The following is a 17996-nucleotide window of genomic DNA, read 5'->3' on the forward strand; positions in this document are numbered from 1 at the left end:
CTGAAGCGGTAGTTTGCAAAGAAATTGCAGGGTAGGGGGATTATGTCTTTTTCAATTATGAATACCGTTAACCAGACGGTTGGTATCACACTGCAAAACATTGGTCGGATTTTCGTTGTTTTGTTAATCGTGGTCGTTGCTTTTTTCCTGATAAGCCTAGTTGGGTTTGGGCTATCAGGGGCGCTGTCCGTGGTTTCCAGTATCCTCGGGTTCGTTATTGGATTGATCACTGTACTTGTCATATTGGCAATTATGGGCGCTTGGTTCAATTACTGGGTCAGAGTCGGCGCATTGGGGGCTGATGCAGCGCGCCAGGGTGTGTCTGATATGTTCAAGGCAGGACTGGTGAATGGTATCAAAATGATTTTGATCGGATTGCTGCTTGCTTTGGGTGTTGGGCTTATATTTGCTGCCTTAGGTATGTTGGGGTACACGCCTACAGGTGGGCCAGAGATTGATCTGGAGGCTCTTGACGGTAAATCTGCGCTGGAAATTATGACCATTCTGGTGGAACAGCAGTCTGCGCAATCCCTGACTCTTAGTGCGGTTGCACTGAACCTGGTGTCAACGGCAGTGGTATGTTTAATCTATTCACTGTTTTCGGCCAATCTGACACATACTGCGCTTGGTGATTCCAGTGAAGGGTTTGAGCACGCACATACCGCGGACTTCGCTGTTGCCCTGATCATTATTTATATGGCGCTGTTAATCCCGAGTTATCTGGCTGCGGCTGTTGGGTCAGTCTATCTTGCCTTCATTGTCCAGATAGGGATCGGTGTACCTGTATCCGCTGCAATTGCGATGGCGCACGGTGTCAGATACCGGCTTTGTACTGGTGCTGTACAGTATTCGTCTGGTAAAGAGTAAACGGTACACAATTCTTTAGTAATGACAGAAAGCCCTGACTAGTTCTGGTCGGGGCTTTTTACTTTCTGCTTCTAAATAGACTGTGACGTGCTGTTAGTCGTCCAACTGCAGTTCAATCCAAACCGGTGTGTGGTCACTGGCTTTTTCCTTGCCTCTGGGGACACGGTCAACCTGACAGTCTTTTAATATGTCTGCTGCTTGCGGCGATAGAAGATGGTGATCGATTCTAATCCCGTGATCTTTTTGCCATGCACCGCGCTGATAATCCCAGTAGGTATAGGCCGCACCCGCTGGTTTAATCTGTCGGAGAGCGTCAAGATATCCAAGGTTTAAGATCGACCGATAGCCAGCGCGGCTTTCAGGCTGTGTCAACGCATCATCGACCCATTTGGCAGGTGCATAGCAGTCTTCGTCTGTTGGGATGATGTTATAGTCACCACATAAGATGATCGGCATTTCCAGTTTGACCAGTTCAGCAGCGCGGTCATATAATTTATCCATCCAGGCAATTTTATAGTCAAATTTTGGACCTGGTTGGGGGTTGCCGTTCGGCAGATAGATTGAAGCGATGCGTACGCCTTTGATTGTTGCTTCAATATAACGTGCTTGTTCGGGGCCACCTTCAGGGCCTTCCGTCATATTAGGCAGTCCTCGTACGATATCGGCCATGGGCTCCTTTGAAAGGATGGCTACACCGTTGAAGGCTTTTTGGCCATGGGTTTCCACATGATACCCCAGAGCCTCAATCTCCATTCTTGGGAAATTCTCATCAATACTTTTAATTTCCTGCAAGCAGGCAACGTCAGGGGAGAATTCTTCCAACCATTCTAATAATCTGGGAAGCCGGGCTTTAATCCCGTTAATATTAAAAGTCGCAATTTTCATAACGGAATAGCCTGTTTGAAAGTATCTGGCGTGAATAGTGAGCTGAGGACAATTAAACTGAGAAGGACGATCCGCAGCCACAGCTGGCCGTTGCGTTAGGGTTTTTTACCTGAAACGATGCGCCAATCAGATCTTCTACATAATCGACTTCGGAGCCGATCACATACAGAAGGGACATTTCGTCAACAAGCATGGTCACACCGTCACGGTTTACCTCGATATCACCTGCTTCTGGTTTTTCTGCAAAGTCAAAGCCGTACTGGAACCCGCTGCATCCGCCACCTGAAACAGACAGGCGTAGTTTAAGGTCAGGGTTACCCTGCATTTTTATAAGCTCTGCGACACGTGCAGCTGCTTTTTCGCTTAAACCAACCGGAGAATTTGACGTTGAAGCATTCATGAAAACCAACCGTTCCTTCGAAATTTACTTTAAAACTATGGCGATTGGATATGGGGTATACGCCCATAAATCGCCAAGTCTTCCTGTTACATATAAGAGGGCTGGAGAATGGAATCAATTGCGAAGGCATCAAAACTATTTTGTTTTGGAAATTCAAAAGCCAAGAGTAGGGTGTCCAAGCTATCAGTTCCATCAACGGTCAGCGGCAGGCAAACAAGTGTGAAGGCGACTGGCAGCAATTTGTCGCTGATGACTGATCCGCGCATAAATAATGGGGCTTGTGTCTGTAATGAGGCATCAACAATCTGCCTGATGATACCGCGAATAGCCTGATCAGGTGAGTCGCTCAGTGCATTCGGTTGATTAGATAGTCTAAAACGCTCAAGGATTGCTGACCCGGTTAAGCGGTCTCTGTATCCATTTTTGTCGATTGTGATCAGCGCAACCTGTGGAAGGAAGCTGCTAAAGAGTTGAGGGCGAAAATCTTTTTTGTCCGGGAACTTGTTGTCGTCAGCAATCTGTACCCAGTGACTGTACAGTGAACGGTGAAAAGATGCTGTCAAATCAGCCGTTGACGTCTGCAGATTTTCAATGTGATCAATCATGCCATGCATTTTAGTTAACAATTCATTAACAATCAAGGATATTGTTAATCAAATTTTAATGATATCAACAAAGTCTGTCGCCGGGGTACCAAACTTGTTGCGTGAATTTTGGCATGTGATTATCGTGCACAGACTTTTGGTGAGTCCCTTTTGGGCTGCCAATATGTGAAACAGACACATGCTGCGCATTCAGGCTTTGGCTGTGTTACTCTGATTTTGGTATTAGGAGAGCTATATGACTGACCCACGTCCTGGATATGAAGATACCCTGGCACCCTATGCATGTTTGCCGGGTCAGTCCCGTGGACGTTTGGTGAAAGAGCCAGAGACAGCAAGCAGAAGCTGTTTTCAAAGAGATCGAGACAGAGTAATTCACTCATCATCATTCCGACGTTTGAAACATAAAACTCAGGTTTTTGTGTATCACGAAGGGGATCATTTCAGAACGCGCTTAACGCATTCGCTAGAGGTTGCGCAAATCGCACGGTCTATCTGCCGCACACTATCTTTGAATGAAGACTTGGGGGAGACGTTGGCACTTGCACATGATCTGGGCCATCCTCCCTTTGGTCACGCCGGGGAAACCGTGCTGAATACATGCATGGCCAATTATGACGGGTTTGACCATAATGCACAGGCAATTCGGCTGCTAACCTCAATCGAACACAGATATGCTTCCTTTGATGGCCTGAACCTGTCATGGGAAAGTCTTGAAGGTCTTGCAAAGCATAATGGTCCGCTGGTTGACAAGGCATTTGATCCGTCGAATCCGCCGGCTGAATTGGCGTTTGGCTTGCGTGACTTTAACGCAAAGTATGACCTTGAATTACATACATACCCAAGTGCCGAGGCCCAGATTGCTGCGCTGGCTGATGATATTGCATATTCTGGGCATGATCTTGATGATGGCTTGCGGGCTGGCATGTTTAAAATTGAGGAACTGCGCAAAATTCCTGTGATTGCACAGTTAACCGATGAAGTTAGATGGACATACCCCAAGGCAAGCGGTGATATTCTTATTCATGAATTGGTACGCCGTCTGATCAATCGCCTGATTGCTGATCTGATTGTTGAGAGCCGTAAAAGATTGCAGGACCTGAAACCGGAAACAGTTGAAGATATTCGCAATGCAGACAGGCCGGTTATTGCCTTCACAGATGAAACCGGACGCGCCGTTAAAGCGCTTAAAGACTTCCTGTTCGAACGCATGTATAAGCATTATCTTGTCAACAGAATGACAAGTAAGGCAAAAAGGGTGGTCACAGACCTGTTTAATCTATATATCACCGAGCCAGAAGTTCTGCCAACCGAATGGGGGCAGAAAGCATCAGGACCGAACACACCGGAAACCGCACGTGTCGTAGCTGACTTCATTGCTGGCATGACAGATCGTTTTGCTTTCCGGGAACACACAAAGCTATTTGATTTATCCAAAGTATCCCTATGAATGTATTTTCTTATTTTCGCACCGTTATTGAAGATTGTCTGACTGCTCTGGCCAAGGCTGGTGACTTGCCTGGGGGCATGGACTGCTCAGCGCTGTCTGTAGAACCACCAAGAGATGCAAGTCACGGTGACATTGCCACAAATGCGGCGCTTGTTCTGTCCAAACAGGCTAAAATGAAGCCGCGCGATATCGCTGAAAAGCTTGCAGAAGCTTTACGCAGCGTTGACGCGGTTGAAAGCGTTGACGTGGCTGGTCCGGGCTTCATCAATTTGAGTATTTCTGACAGCTTTTGGCAGAAACAGGTTCAAGAGGTCCTTAAGGCAGGGAAGAACTACGGCGATAGCAGCCTTGGTAAAGGTGAGAAGGTCAATGTTGAATATGTGTCAGCAAACCCGACAGGACCGCTTCATGTGGGCCATGTTCGCGGTGCCGTGTTCGGTGATGCACTTGCAAACCTCTTATCCAAAGCAGGTTACGAGGTAGCTAAAGAGTATTATATCAATGATGCAGGATCGCAGATTGATACTTTGGCACGGTCTGCCCACCTTCGTTATCAGGAAGCTCATGGCCGCGATATCGGCGAAATACCTGAAGGGTTGTACCCCGGGGATTATCTTGTTGCAGTCGGAGAAGGACTGAAGGCGGAGTTTGGCGACCAGTATCTTGATGCACCAGAGGAAGACTGGTTACTGAAATTCAAGGAGTTTGCGTCCTCAGCGATGATGGACCTAGTGCGCGAAGATTTGAAGGCGCTTGGCATTGAGCAAGAAGTGTTCTTCTCGGAACGCACCCTGCATGAAAGTGGCCGTATCGGTGAAGCTATTGAGCACCTCCGCAGTAAAGGCCATATTTACGAAGGGGTTTTGGAACCACCGAAAGGCATGAAACCTGAAGATTGGGAACCACGAGAGCAGACATTGTTCCGGGCAACCGCTTTCGGTGACGATGTTGATCGTCCGCTTCAGAAATCGAACGGGGATTACACCTACTTCGCAGCCGATATTGCCTATCATCACGACAAGTATCTGCGCGGGTTTAAGCATATGATCGACATTTGGGGCGCAGATCATGCCGGCTATGTCAAACGTATGCAGTCTGCAGTGAAGGCCATCACGGATGGTGGTGAGGGTGATCTGGACATTCGTCTGTGCCAGTTGGTGCGGTTATTCCGTAATGGCGAGCCTTTTAAAATGTCCAAACGGGCAGGGAATTTTGTCACACTGCGCGATGTGGTGGATGAAGTTGGCCCTGATGTTACCCGATTCATTATGCTGACGCGGAAAAATGACGCGCCTCTGGACTTTGACTTTGCCAAAGTGACTGAGCAGTCAAAAGATAATCCGGTATTTTATGTGCAGTATGCGCATGCGCGTATCTGCTCTGTTCTGCGTAAGGCTATGGAGGCATTTGACGGTCTGGATACCGCTGATGCCGCTCTATCAAATGCCAAGCTGTCCCTTCTGTCCGATGCCTCTGAAATATCCATGATTAGGCAGATGGCTTTATGGCCTAGACTGCTTGAAAGCGCTGCAGAAGCGCACGAACCACACCGGATTGCATTTTATCTGTATGATCTGGCCTCTGAATTCCATAGTTTCTGGAACAAGGGTAATGACAACCCATCCCTGCGGTTTGTGATTGATGGCGATGAAGAATTGACATACGCGCGTCTTGCGCTAATTCGTGCAATTGCTATTGTCATTGCAAGCGGCCTTGATGTACTGGGCGTGGTTCCAGTTGAGGAAATGCGATAAACAGGTAACAGGCAAGCGAGTTTCGGGAGGGCGCAATGGATAAAGAAACACCACCATGGCTGCAACCAGTGCCAGCTGAAGAACAGTCTGAGTCACTCTTCTCAGGTGATAAAACCATGATGTTTATAGCTGGTGGTGCGATAGTCATCGTCATCCTGTTTATATCAGTCATTGCAATGCTATATTCAGTTGATGATTCTAATCAGGGCCCAGTTCGTGTTGCAGCGCCCTCCACGCCAGTGAAAGAGCGTCCAGAAGACCGCGGCGGCATGCGTGTTGACCATCAGGACAAGCAGGTATTTGACCGCAGTGGTGATACCATTCCGTCCTCTGAAATGGCGCTTGGCGAACAAGCAGAAGACCCTCTTGCTGACTTGCCGCAAGAAGCTGTTGAAGAAGTACAGACCCCGACCGTTGATGATAAAGCGTTCCTGGACCAAAGCCAGGACAACAGGATTGACGAGCAGGTTGCTGAAATTTCCAAATCAACTGCTGATGCATCTGCACCCAAGACCTCGCCTGCAGAAAACACTGCAAAAGAGGCACCAAAAACCTCGGCTTCAGAACCAGCTGCAACCACGCCTGATATGGCAGGTAAATATAAAGTTCAGTTGGGTGCCTTTGGAAGCAGAGAAGGTGCGGAGCGCACAGCGCGTGATCTGAAACGAAAGTTTCGGGATGCTCTTTCCGGACTGACGCCTATTTACGAGCCGGTTAATACAGGAGACAGAACGCTTTACCGCTTGCGTTTTGGTCCGATTAATACGCGGAGTGAAGTGGACCGTATTTGCCTGGCCCTGACCGAAAAAGGGCAGGGTTGTATGGCTGTCAATCCATAAGGTCCGGAGCAATGATCCCGGTAATATTCGGTTGTGAAGGCCCACAGCTAACTGATAATGAGAAATCATTCTTCCGGGAAGTTGATCCAATTGGCTTTATCCTGTTTGCGCGTAACGTTGTGGACAAGGAGCAACTTTATGCGTTGACATCTGAAATGCGCGCAGTCACAGGGCGTGATGCACTCCCCATTCTGATTGATCAGGAAGGCGGGCGGGTGCAGCGGATGAAGGCACCACACTGGCGGAACTATCCACCTGCTTCTGTCTTTGGTGACCTGGCGTGCTCCGACGAACCTTCACTGGCTGCCAGTGCACTTAGGCTGCATTGCCGCCTGATTGCTGACGACCTGCGCCGGTCAGGTATAACCGTCAACTGCCTACCGGTCCTTGATGTACCGCAGGAAGGTAGTAGCAATGTGATTGGTGATCGTGCCTTTTCAGATGATCCTGAGCTTGTTGGTATGCTCGGGCGGATTGCGTGTGATGGTCTCAGAGAAGGCGGTGTATTGCCCGTTTTGAAGCATATTCCGGGGCACGGCAGGGCCCTGGTCGATAGTCATCTGGAATTGCCTACAGTGGAGAGTGATCTCGCAGAGCTTTCCAGCCATGATTTCAGGCCATTTGAAATGCTGTCTGATATGCCACTCGCTATGACGGCGCATGTTCGCTACACACAATTGGATGACAAGGCGCCGTGTACCTTGTCCAGAATTGTGATTAGCCGCATTATTCGCATGAAAATGGGTTTTCGCGGCATACTTCTGTCTGATGATTTGTCAATGCAGGCTCTTTCAGGTTCGTTAAAGGAAAGGGCGACAGGCGCTTTGTCTGCTGGGTGTGATATTGCTTTGCACTGCAATGGTAATATGGAAGAGATGCAGGATATCGCATCTGCTGTTCCGTTTGCCGCAACATCGCTTGAAAAACAGCTTGCCGGGCTTATTTATGAACTACACCGTTTGGAGCCTGCTGACCGTCAGGAAATGGAGCAGCGCTATAATCAAATGATGCAAGATGCAGGAATTCTGCAAACAAGCACTTAAGACGCAGGAGGTTTTGTGCCGAGTTTAGATGCAAGCTTATATTTGCTCAGTGTAATGGCGCTGCCTTTTCTTCTTGCTGTCACGCTACATGAAGCTGGTCATGCGTTTGCCGCCTACTATTTCGGTGATAACACTGCAAAGGCTGATGGACGATTGTCTCTTAACCCGCTGGTTCATATTGATCCGTTCGGGACGATTGCCCTGCCGGCAATTGCAATCTTTTTCGGTATTCCGTTTTTGATTGGCTATGCCAAGCCCGTCATGATTAATCCGCGTAATTTTGGTAATTATAAACGTGATATGGTTTTAACAGCGCTTGCTGGTCCCGCGGGTAATTTGATCGTAGCAATATTCTGCGCATATGTACTTCGGTTTGCAATCGGCGCAGGGGTTACGGAGGAAGATTGGCTATATAACACAATGTTTTATGGTATTTTCCTAAACTGTCTGTTCATGATATTTAATCTGTTGCCTATACCCCCTTTGGACGGTGCAGGTGTGGTGGAACAGTTCCTGCCGTCAGAAATGGCTGCGGCGTATCGTTCAGTCGCGCCTTTTGGCTTTTTCATACTGATGGGAATCATCATCTTGGCGAAAGAAATCGTTCTCGTGCCAACATTGTTTATGGTAGAGCTTGTTGTCTTTTTGGTGGGGGTGCCACTCGGGGGCTTCTAGGCGACTAATAGGTTACCTGTGTTTAAGCAGGTTTTGGGGTTTATGGAATTCGAAGAAGATATATCACCAGCAGGGACGCACCACAGTCCTAACCCGGATCATCTGGTCCTGCATATGGATGGGTTCGAAGGACCGCTTGATGTATTGTTGACCCTGGCGCGCGCCCAGAAAGTAGACCTGACCCAAATCTCAATTCTTGAGCTTGTGGAACAATATCTTGCGTTTGTAGCTGAAGCGAGAAAGCTCAAGATAGAGATAGCGGCTGATTATCTGGTGATGGCGGCATGGCTGGCGTATTTGAAGTCCCGGCTATTGTTGCCTAAGGAAGAGGCTGGGGATGAGCCTTCGGCAGAAGAGTTGGCATTACGGCTGCAACTGCGCCTTCAAAGACTAGAGGCAATGCGTGAATGTGGCGCCCGTTTGATGGCACGGGACCGAATGGGGCGTGATGTGTTCGCACGCGGCAATCCAGAGGGTCTAAAGCTGCTAAAGCGCGGACAATATGATGTCACTCTATATGAGCTATTGCGCGCTTACTCGGATAACAGGCAACGCCATACTATCACAGAGATACGAATTGAACGCCGTCCGGTCTATGCACTTGAGGAAGCGATAGAGCGACTGTCAGGCTTGATTGGAGAGGTTTTCACCTGGTCAACACTCAGCACTTTCTTGCCCGCCAATTTAAAAGATGAACAGCATAGAAAATCTGCGCTTGCCAGCATGTTTGCTGCCAGTTTAGAACTGGCACGGCAAGGGCAGGCGGATCTGAGGCAGATGGAAACGTTTGGTCCCATTTATTTACGACAAAAACAACAAGAAGAAGCCGGGGAACAGGGTGCCAATGACAACTGAAGCCATCATTGAAACAAACCCAGAGAGAGCAGCAGCACACCAAAGAATGGTTGAGGCAGTTTTGTTTGCAAGCGAGCGTCCTTTATCTGTTGATGAGTTAGCAGAGCGCCTGCCTGAAGGTGCGAACGTAGAAGAACATTTGTCTGAGTTGACAGAGAAGTATGCTGTAGCAGGGGTAAATCTGGTGCAGGTTGCCGGTAAATATATGTTTCGCACGGCAGAAGATTTGTCTTTTCTGCTTCGCCGGGAAGTGGATGAACCCAGAAAACTGTCACGGGCTGCGGTTGAGACATTGTCGATCATTGCTTATCATCAGCCTGTTACAAGGGCTGAGATTGAAGAAATACGGGGCGTAAGCATTTCCAAAGGAACATTGGATGTTCTGATGGAAGCGGAGTGGGTACGGATGATGGGGCGCAAGCGCACCCCGGGCAGGCCCGTTACCTATGGTACTACAGAGAATTTTCTTATCCATTTTGGGATTGAGTCCATTAAGGACCTCCCGGGCCTTCAGGAGTTGAAGGCTGCAGGACTTTTGGACAGTGTTGATGTTGCGCTTGATAAAATGGGTGGTGTGCCGTCACGCAGGTCTGATAGTCAGGAAGATGATGCGCAGATTGACCTCGAGGAAGCAATTGCAGCATCAGAGAGACAAGTCACAGATGAACGTAACCAACATCGTCATTCCGCTGTATCCGATATGTCGCAGGACATCTCAGAGGATGGAAATAGGGAAAACACAGATGGTTGATTGCGCCGTTCAGTAAATATTGTAAAACTAAAATTCGATAGCGAATAGGCGGGTTTCAAATCCGCAAAAGAAGGAGAGATAAACATGTTCCCAGGCTGGATGCAGATTGCACTCGTTGTCCTATTAATTGTTCTGTTGTTTGGGCGGGGTAAAATCTCTGACCTGATGGGTGATGTGGCTAAAGGGATCACCAGCTTCCGCAAAGGCCTCAAAGAAGGGGTTGATACTGAGGAAGACGAGCCATCCAAATCAGTTGAGGACAAGCGCACTATCGAAGGAAGTGCAACGCCTGTGGCTGATGAGAAAGAAAAGTCCAAGAATTAATTCCTGACGTCTCCGGATGTGAGAAGGCAAATGCATCATGTTTGATATCGGTGCCATGGAACTGTTTGTGGTTGCGATCCTTGCGCTTGTTGTCGTGGGGCCAAAAGAGTTGCCCAAATTACTGCGCACTATTGGTAGTTATGTCCGTAAGGCAAAAGCAATGGCGAATGAATTTCGTCAGGGCATAGAAAGTCTTGCTGATGAAGTAGAGCAGGAAGTCAGCAAGTCTGATCCTTTCAGTGATCTTCGAAAACAGGAAGGGTTAAGGCCCGGTATGTCGCCTGAAGAAATTACCGAAAAGATCATGGCAAATCGTGAGGCAGAAGCCAAAACTGCTAAAACGGGCAAGAACGATGAAAAGGCTACGGACGTAGCTGCAGATCAGCAAAGCCCGGATGCAGACAAAGGCACAGAAGGGAAACAGTCATGATGCCTTCTGATCTTGGTAAAAAAGACCCGGCCGTACCTGATAACACAGAGCCTCAGCCTAACGCCCCTGACTTGTATGATGACAACGAGGGCCAGGATGAGGTGGATGCCAGTCGCGCACCACTGCTGGATCATCTTATTGAATTACGGTCCCGCATCATCAAAGTGCTTATCGGTCTAATTATCTTCTTTGTGTGTGCGCTCTTTTTCTCGTCAGAAATATTTCAAATTCTGGCAAAGCCATATGTTGACGCTCAAACCGACAAAGAAGCGGTTCGGATGATCTTCACCGGGTTGATGGAAAAATTTGTTGTTGATATCAAAGTGGCACTCTATGCCGCCTTTATTATTTCATTCCCTATACTCATCACACAAATTTGGAAATTCGTTGCCCCCGGTCTTTATAAAGACGAAAGAAAGGCCTTTTTGCCGTTTTTGGTCGCTACGCCAGTTTTATTCACACTTGGGGCGTGTCTGGCCTATTTCCTGGTCATTCCCTGGGCTTGGCAGTTCTTGCTAAGTTTTGAAGAGGCTGGCGGAAATGGTATGGTTGAGATCGCAGCAGAAGCCAAGGTGGATGAATATTTGTCACTGGTCATGAAAATGATCTTCGCATTTGGCTTTGCTTTCTTGCTTCCTGTCGGGCTGACGCTAATGGGGCGCGCGGGGATAGTTACACCGGACGGGTTACGCCAAAAACGCAGATATATGATTGTCGGGACTTTCGTCACAGCGGCCTTTTTAACCCCGCCAGACCCAATCAGCCAGATCGCACTTGGCATTCCAATCCTGCTTTTGTATGAAATCTCCATTCTGCTGATCGCAGCAACCAATAAACGTAGAGAAGCCAAAAAGGCATAACGCATGTTTGATTTGAAATTTATCCGTGAAAACCCAGAAGCATTCGACGCTGCCCTTAAACGTCGTGGTGTGGACCCCGTTGCAAGCACCATACTTGATATGGACGCAAAGCGCCGCGCTTTACAGACAGAGGCACAGGCTGCACAAGCTCGTCGTAATGAAGCTTCCAAGATGATCGGTAAAGCAAAAGCGCAGGGCAATGAAGACGAAGCCCAGGCCTTGATGGCAGAAGTATCAGGCCTGAAAACCAAAATTCAGGAAATGGAAGATACTGACCGGGAGCAGGGCACGGCGATTGAAAACTTGCTCCTTAGTCTGCCTAACATGGTCTATGATGACATTCCTGACGGGGATGATGAAGATGACAATGAAGAGGTGCGGGTATGGGGAACCAAGCCTACATTCTCTTTCAGCCCCAAGGAACACTTTGAACTGGGTGAACAGCTTAAAGAGATGGACTTTGAGCGTGCAGCACGCATGTCTGGATCACGTTTTGTGTTGCTACGAAGTGGCCTTGCACGACTGTCGCGCGCACTTGGGCAGTTTATGCTGGATCTGCATACAGAAGAACATGGTCTCGAAGAAGTGCTGACCCCAACACTTGTGCGCGATAATGCGCTGGTTGGTACCGGACAGCTCCCCAAATTTGAAGAAGATCTCTTTAAAGCAACGACAGATCATTATCTTATCCCGACTGCAGAAGTGACACTGACCAATATTTTTGCCGGTGAAATTCTGCCAGAGGAAGAGTTGCCCTATCGTTTTACTGCTCTCAGCCAGTGTTTCCGCTCAGAGGCGGGCTCTGCTGGCCGTGATACTCGTGGTATGATCCGTCAGCACCAGTTTGAAAAAGTTGAAATGGTATCCATCACAAAGCCAGAAGACAGTGATGCAGAGCTTGAACGTATGACGGGCTGCGCAGAAGCAGTTCTGAAGGCGCTTGAATTACCGTATCGTGTTGTAAAGCTTTGCACCGGTGACATTGGATTTGGTGCCCGTAGAACCTATGATATTGAGGTGTGGCTACCTGGTCAGGACAGATACCGCGAAATTTCCAGCTGCTCTACCTGCGGTGATTTTCAGGCACGCCGCATGAAGATGCGCAGCCGGCCAAAGGGTGAAAAACAAACCACCTTTGTTCATACACTGAATGGATCCGGCCTTGCTGTGGGGCGGACATTGATCGCCGTTATAGAAAACTATCAGATGGAAGACGGCAGTATCCGTGTGCCAGAGGTGCTGAAGCCGTACATGGGCGGACTTGACGTAATCAAAGCATAAGGCTCGATCATGGCTATTTCTACAACACGCATTCTGGTCAGTAATGATGATGGTATTTCGGCCAAAGGCATTGAAATACTGGAAAAAGTTGCACGATCGCTGTCAGACGATGTCTGGGTTATTGCCCCGGAAAGCGAACAGTCCGGTGCGGGGCATTCGCTAACTCTGACGACCGCATTACGCGTGCGCAAGCTTGACGACAAGAAATATGCCGTTGCAGGGACGCCAACAGACTGCGTAATGATGGCCATTAACAAGCTTATGAAAGATAATCTGCCCACGTTGATACTATCAGGTGTGAACCGCGGCGGTAATCTGGCAGAGCATGTTACCTATTCCGGGACTGTATCGGTGGCAATGGAGGGGACACTTGGCGGTATTCCTTCTATTGCGCTTAGTCAGTGTATCGACGGTGTACATCCAATACACTGGGAAACAGCTGAAACGTATGCCGAAGAAGTTATCAAACGTTTGATCGCACAAGACTGGCAACATGATGTCCTGATGAATGTAAATTTCCCGGCAGTTGCACCTGATCAGGTCAAGGGAATTCGGGTTACTGAGCAGGGACGTCGTCAAATACTGGGTGTTCAGGTAGATGAACGGATGGATCCACGCGGGTTCCCATATTACTGGTTTGGACTTGCCAGTGATTCTGGTGTGCCTGGTCTGGAAACGGACCTGAAATCTGTTCGTGAAGGATGTATTTCTGTGACACCGCTGCATTTAAACTTAACTCATGATGATATGCGGCGTGCACTTGCAGCAGAAATTCAAGGACCTCTTGCCGAATAGTCAAAGCTCAGCTACTCTTTTGGCATGGTTGTTAATGCTATGCGCATAAGTTTATGGAATAAAACGGTAATTCTGCTTGCTGGAATGTCTCTCGTGGCGTGTTCCAGCGGTTATTCCTCGCGCAGTCCTGCCGATATAAAACCTGTGTATCAGGTTCGAAACAGCCCAATTCCTGTACCGCACCCACGTTTTAAACCAAAACCACCCAATCGTTATGCGGCGCAGCGTACTTCAACCAAAGCGCAGACGCAGTCATCTGTTGCAAGATCAGACTATACTGCCTCCGGTCAGGGAATGCGGACTGTCACCGTGCAAAAAGGTGACACGCTCTATGCTATTTCAAGACGAGAAGGGGTCGGGCTGCAGGATTTAGTGCAGGCAAACAAGCTACGTCCGCCTTATGCGCTTGCAATTGGGCAGAAGCTGGTCGTGCATACAAGCTCCTATCATACGGTTAGGCGCGGCGAGACCAGTTACGGCATTAGTCGACAGTACGGTATTAACCTTTCTGATTTGATTCGGGTGAATAATATCCGAAAACCATACACACTATCAGTCGGGCAAAAATTACGTATTCCTGGCGGTGGTGTGCAAAGCGCAAGTAACACTGCAGCCAGTCAGCCAAGGACTACCGCTAAGCAAGCCCCGGGAAGAACTGTTGCTATTCCTACACCGCCACCAAGAACCGGGTCAGGGTTTGCTTGGCCGGTAAAGGGAACTATCAGCAGCCGTTTTGGCCCGAAAGAAGGTGGTCTTCATAACGACGGTGTAAATATCCTGGTTAAACGTGGGACAGCGGTAAAGGCGGCTGAAAGCGGTGTAGTAGTGTACGCATCTAACGCACTGGAAGGATACGGAAATTTACTGTTGGTGCGTCATGCGGGCGGATGGGTGACAGCCTATGCGCACAATGAACGTTTGCTTGTCAGGCATGGGCAGAAAGTAACCAAAGGCCAGGTGATTGCCAGGGCAGGGAGCACAGGTGGTGTAGCCACGCCGCAATTGCATTTTGAAATACGTAAGGGCCGCCGGGCGCTCGACCCACTGCGGTATCTCAGTTAATCTGGTATCTTTTATCCTGAGCGTGTTTTTTAGCAGAAGGCACGGCAAGTTAGATGCATACGCGTGATATGCATCACACACGTGTGGCCAGTGAATGGATTATAGCGAAATGGTGCGATTATTGCGGCCTGCATAATCTGTCACGAACTGCCAGGCAACGCGGCCAGACCTACTACCGCGGGTCTTTGACCAGTTCAAAGCTTCTTCTTTCCATGTGTCAGAGAAAGGTAAGCCCAGATGCGCAAAATATCCTTCAATCATGGCTAGATAGTCTTTTTGATCGCAGGCGTGAAATCCAAGCCACAAACCAAACCTGTCAGACAGGGCAATGGTTTCGTCCATCGCTTCTGTTGGATTAATGGCTGTAGCCTGTTCCTGATCCATCATCGACCGCGGCATCAGGTGGCGACGGTTGGAGGTCGCATAAAACAAGACATTATTTGGCCTGCCCTCCAGACCACCTTCCAAGACAGATTTTAGTGCTTTGAAGTCTCTGTCAGGGCGATTGAAAGACAGGTCATCACAAAAAACAACAAAAGGTCTGTCTTCATTTTTCAGGAGAGCCATAAGACTAGGTAGGGCAGAAATATCTTCCCTGTGGATTTCAACCAGACCAAGTCTGCTATGTGGGTTGGTTTCGTTGATATGTTTATGCAGTGCTTTGACAAGGGTACTTTTGCCCATGCCTCTGGCGCCCCACAGCAGGGCATTATTAGCACTAAAGCCGTTAGCAAACCGGACTGTATTTTCCAGTAGGGTGTTTTTCGTGCGATCAACGCCCAATAAGAGACTCAGAGGGGGAGCTGCTACTTTGTCTATGGAGATCAGAGACGTTGTCGAGACATCAAATACGAATGCATTTTTATTTGGATCAACAGCATGTGATACAACAGGGGAATTCTGTTGTTCCAAAGCATCCGCAATACGGGTAAGGGTTTCGAGTATTTTTTCTTCCATGATCGCCACTTGTAACTGAGCACATGCTACTTATTTACGGTGATACTAAAGGAAAAGCAATTAGCCGTTCTTGAAGTGAGCGGAGAATGTTGCATTTACGGTGTCAGGGGCTATAGTCGCGCCTTGAAATTTCGTGACATATCGGTACAAGGGGGGACTTTGTGCCGCATAGACAAAAGGGTTATTTTTTATGTTCTCAACTGCCGCTTATGCACAGGATGCTGCCGTTGCTGCTCAGCCAGGTCTTCTGGAAGGCTTCCTGCCGATTATCCTAATCGTTTTTATCTTCTATTTTCTGGTTATTCGCCCACAAAGCAAGCGGATGAAACAGCACCGTGAAATGATCGCCAATGTGCGCAGAGGCGATACAGTCGTTACTGCTGGCGGTATCATTGGTAAAGTTGCCAAGGTAAAAGAAGATAATGAAGTTGAAGTCGATATTGCTGAGGGTACGCGCATTCGCGTTGTTGCAAGTACGATTTCTGAAGTGCGCGCCAAAGGCGAGCCTGCAAAGACTGATTCCTAAATATAACCAGAAGACAGGGGCAAGGCATGCTGACCTTTCCGCGTTGGAAAAAACTATTCATACTGTTGGTATGCCTTGGCGGTATATTGACCGCACTTCCCAACTTTTTAACTGAAGAGCAGCGCAGTGAGTTGCCTGCTATGATGCCGTCGGACACACTTAGTCTGGGGCTGGATCTGCAGGGTGGTGTTCATCTTCTGTTGGAAGCCGAAACTGACGATGTTGTCGACACCAAACTGAAAAACCTGGCCGAGCAGGTACGGGATATCAGGAAAAGTGTTGCCCATTTGAATTTCCGAAATATTCGAATTTCCGGGACCTCTGTAACGTTCGAGGTAACGCGGGATGAATATATTGAACGGGCACGGGAAGAGTTGCTTCCAATTACCCAGACAACAACAGGCGGTGTAAACCCGCTTCTTGGCGGTGGTGTTCAGGAAGTAACGTTGGAGCGTGAAGGCCGTAAGTTTACGCTGAACCTGACCCCTGAAGGTATTAATGTTCAGAAGCGTGATGCTGTAGCCCGCGCAATGGAAGTAATACGGCGCCGTGTTGACCCGAATGGTACACGCGAAATTACTGTGCAGCGGGAAGGGGATGATCGTATTGTCCTTCAGGTTCCCGGTGAAGATGACCCGGAGGCTCTGAAGCGCATCATTCAAACAGCTGCAAAGCTAACATTCCATGATGTGGTCACTGACCTTAGTCAGCAGGACATGCAGCGTGGTCGTCTCGGTGCAGGTGTGTCGCTTTTGCCGTTGAAAGAAGGTGGTATGATCGCCATCAGAGACAGGGTTATTGTCGATGGTGCAGATTTGACAAATGCCCAGCCTTCATTCGACCAAAATGGTCGGCCGGCAGTTTCCTTTACCTTTAACACATCTGGTGCCCGCAAGTTTGGTAACCATACCCGTGCAAATATTGGCCGTCCGTTTGCTATCGCCCTTGATGAGGTGGTCATCAGCGCGCCAACCATTCAGTCCGCCATCTTGGGTGGTTCTGGTATTATCACAGGGGCCGGTGACGTTACTGAAACGCAGGAACTTGCTACGCTGTTGAAAGCAGGTGCACTGCCTATTCCGCTCGAAGTACTTGAACAGCGGACAGTAGGTCCAGACCTTGGTGCAGACTCTATCGCAGCAGGTGAGTGGGCGGCCGTAATCGGCTTTGTCGGTGTTATTATCTTTATGACTGTTTCATACGGGTTGTTTGGAATTGCTGCCAATATTGCCCTTGTGGTCAACCTGATCCTGATTATGGGGGCGCTCAGCCTGTTTGGAGCGACACTGACATTGCCGGGCATTGCAGGTATTGTTCTGACCATTGGTATGGCTGTTGACGCTAACGTTCTTGTGTTCGAACGAATACGGGAAGAACAGAATGCTGGCGCCAAACCCTTTACCGCGATGGAGCAGGGGTATGGTCAGGCATTCTCGACAATTATGGATGCCAATATCACTACATTCATTGCTGCGGCCCTTCTGTATGTGCTTGGTTCGGGGCCGGTGCAGGGATTTGCTGTCACCCTTGGTGTAGGTATTGTGACATCAATCTTTACCGCTGTTGTTCTGACGCGGTTTTTCCTCGCGAGCTGGGTTACCCGTGCTCGTCCAGAAAAATTACCAATTTAAGAGGAGGCG

General features: G+C 48.7%; 20 protein-coding genes. 16 read left to right on the top strand and 4 right to left on the bottom strand.

Annotated features, from left to right (window positions below; translation table 11 throughout):
- The first annotated feature begins 42 nt into the window (after positions 1–42).
- Complete coding sequence (locus tag IE181_RS10490; protein ID WP_191252749.1) at positions 43–867, top strand: hypothetical protein; 825 nt, start codon at positions 43–45, stop codon at positions 865–867.
- A 93-nt stretch (positions 868–960) separates the two neighbouring features.
- On the opposite strand, the gene xth is transcribed toward IE181_RS10490, so the two are convergent.
- The 3 genes from xth to IE181_RS10505 all read right to left on the bottom strand — a co-directional run bounded on the left by xth (position 961) and on the right by IE181_RS10505 (position 2757).
- Positions 961–1752, bottom strand: coding sequence for an exodeoxyribonuclease III (gene xth / locus IE181_RS10495; protein WP_191252752.1), 792 nt, complete (start codon positions 1750–1752; stop codon positions 961–963).
- A gap of 52 nt (positions 1753–1804) precedes the next feature.
- A complete protein-coding gene (gene erpA, locus IE181_RS10500; RefSeq protein ID WP_191252754.1) occupies positions 1805–2152 on the bottom strand; it encodes an iron-sulfur cluster insertion protein ErpA in 348 nt (115 codons plus the stop codon).
- An 86-nt stretch (positions 2153–2238) separates the two neighbouring features.
- A complete protein-coding gene (locus tag IE181_RS10505) occupies positions 2239–2757 on the bottom strand; it encodes a PAS domain-containing protein (protein ID WP_191252756.1) in 519 nt (172 codons plus the stop codon).
- Positions 2758–2992: 235 nt separating this feature from the next.
- On the opposite strand from IE181_RS10505, the gene IE181_RS10510 reads away from it, so the two are divergent.
- The 13 genes from IE181_RS10510 to IE181_RS10570 all read left to right on the top strand — a co-directional run bounded on the left by IE181_RS10510 (position 2993) and on the right by IE181_RS10570 (position 14873).
- Positions 2993–4204 carry a deoxyguanosinetriphosphate triphosphohydrolase gene (locus tag IE181_RS10510; protein WP_191252758.1) on the top strand — a complete coding sequence of 404 codons (1212 nt, stop codon included), beginning with the start codon at positions 2993–2995 and terminating at the stop codon, positions 4202–4204.
- Complete coding sequence (gene argS, locus IE181_RS10515) at positions 4201–5958, top strand: arginine--tRNA ligase (protein WP_191252760.1); 1758 nt, start codon at positions 4201–4203, stop codon at positions 5956–5958. The genes IE181_RS10510 and argS overlap by 4 nt, the downstream gene beginning before the upstream one ends.
- A gap of 35 nt (positions 5959–5993) precedes the next feature.
- Positions 5994–6797: an SPOR domain-containing protein gene (locus IE181_RS10520; RefSeq protein WP_191252762.1), complete on the top strand. Its 804-nt coding sequence runs from the start codon at positions 5994–5996 to the stop codon at positions 6795–6797.
- 11 nt (positions 6798–6808) lie between these two features.
- The gene (gene nagZ, locus IE181_RS10525; protein WP_191252764.1) at positions 6809–7840 is read left to right on the top strand and encodes a beta-N-acetylhexosaminidase; all 1032 of its coding nucleotides are present in this window, start codon (positions 6809–6811) and stop codon (positions 7838–7840) included.
- 15 nt (positions 7841–7855) lie between these two features.
- The gene (locus tag IE181_RS10530; RefSeq protein ID WP_191252766.1) at positions 7856–8515 is read left to right on the top strand and encodes a site-2 protease family protein; all 660 of its coding nucleotides are present in this window, start codon (positions 7856–7858) and stop codon (positions 8513–8515) included.
- 42 nt (positions 8516–8557) lie between these two features.
- Positions 8558–9370, top strand: coding sequence for a segregation and condensation protein A (locus IE181_RS10535; protein ID WP_191254185.1), 813 nt, complete (start codon positions 8558–8560; stop codon positions 9368–9370).
- Positions 9360–10121: an SMC-Scp complex subunit ScpB gene (gene scpB, locus IE181_RS10540; RefSeq protein ID WP_191252768.1), complete on the top strand. Its 762-nt coding sequence runs from the start codon at positions 9360–9362 to the stop codon at positions 10119–10121. Before IE181_RS10535 ends, scpB begins: the two co-directional genes overlap by 11 nt.
- An 84-nt stretch (positions 10122–10205) precedes the next feature.
- Positions 10206–10445, top strand: coding sequence for a twin-arginine translocase TatA/TatE family subunit (locus IE181_RS10545; RefSeq protein ID WP_191252770.1), 240 nt, complete (start codon positions 10206–10208; stop codon positions 10443–10445).
- Positions 10446–10482: 37 nt separating this feature from the next.
- Positions 10483–10875, top strand: a complete 393-nt coding sequence (tatB, locus tag IE181_RS10550; protein ID WP_191252772.1) for a Sec-independent protein translocase protein TatB — start codon at positions 10483–10485, stop codon at positions 10873–10875.
- Positions 10872–11735, top strand: coding sequence for a twin-arginine translocase subunit TatC (gene tatC, locus IE181_RS10555; RefSeq protein WP_229819335.1), 864 nt, complete (start codon positions 10872–10874; stop codon positions 11733–11735). The genes tatB and tatC overlap by 4 nt, the downstream gene beginning before the upstream one ends.
- A gap of 3 nt (positions 11736–11738) precedes the next feature.
- Complete coding sequence (gene serS, locus IE181_RS10560) at positions 11739–13016, top strand: serine--tRNA ligase (protein WP_191252774.1); 1278 nt, start codon at positions 11739–11741, stop codon at positions 13014–13016.
- A 9-nt stretch (positions 13017–13025) separates the two neighbouring features.
- Positions 13026–13811 carry a 5'/3'-nucleotidase SurE gene (surE, locus tag IE181_RS10565; RefSeq protein ID WP_191252776.1) on the top strand — a complete coding sequence of 262 codons (786 nt, stop codon included), beginning with the start codon at positions 13026–13028 and terminating at the stop codon, positions 13809–13811.
- Between the two features lie 84 nt (positions 13812–13895).
- Entirely contained in the window at positions 13896–14873 is a 978-nt protein-coding gene (locus IE181_RS10570) for a M23 family metallopeptidase (protein WP_229819520.1), read from the top strand.
- A gap of 99 nt (positions 14874–14972) precedes the next feature.
- Here the strand turns inward: IE181_RS10570 and IE181_RS10575 are convergent, their stop codons facing one another.
- Positions 14973–15830 (bottom strand): ATP-binding protein, encoded by an 858-nt coding sequence (locus tag IE181_RS10575; protein ID WP_191252778.1) that lies wholly within the window; start codon positions 15828–15830, stop codon positions 14973–14975.
- A 190-nt stretch (positions 15831–16020) separates the two neighbouring features.
- Here IE181_RS10575 and yajC point away from each other — a divergent pair, with 190 nt between their 5' ends.
- On the top strand, positions 16021–16356 hold the full coding sequence (gene yajC / locus IE181_RS10580; RefSeq protein WP_191252781.1) for a preprotein translocase subunit YajC: 336 nt from the start codon (positions 16021–16023) through the stop codon (positions 16354–16356).
- A gap of 26 nt (positions 16357–16382) precedes the next feature.
- Positions 16383–17987 (top strand): protein translocase subunit SecD, encoded by a 1605-nt coding sequence (gene secD / locus IE181_RS10585; RefSeq protein WP_191252783.1) that lies wholly within the window; start codon positions 16383–16385, stop codon positions 17985–17987.
- The last annotated feature ends 9 nt before the right edge of the window (positions 17988–17996 follow it).

The organism is Kordiimonas sediminis (genome assembly GCF_014656395.1).
GTDB classification, from domain to species: domain Bacteria; phylum Pseudomonadota; class Alphaproteobacteria; order Sphingomonadales; family Kordiimonadaceae; genus Kordiimonas_A; species Kordiimonas_A sediminis.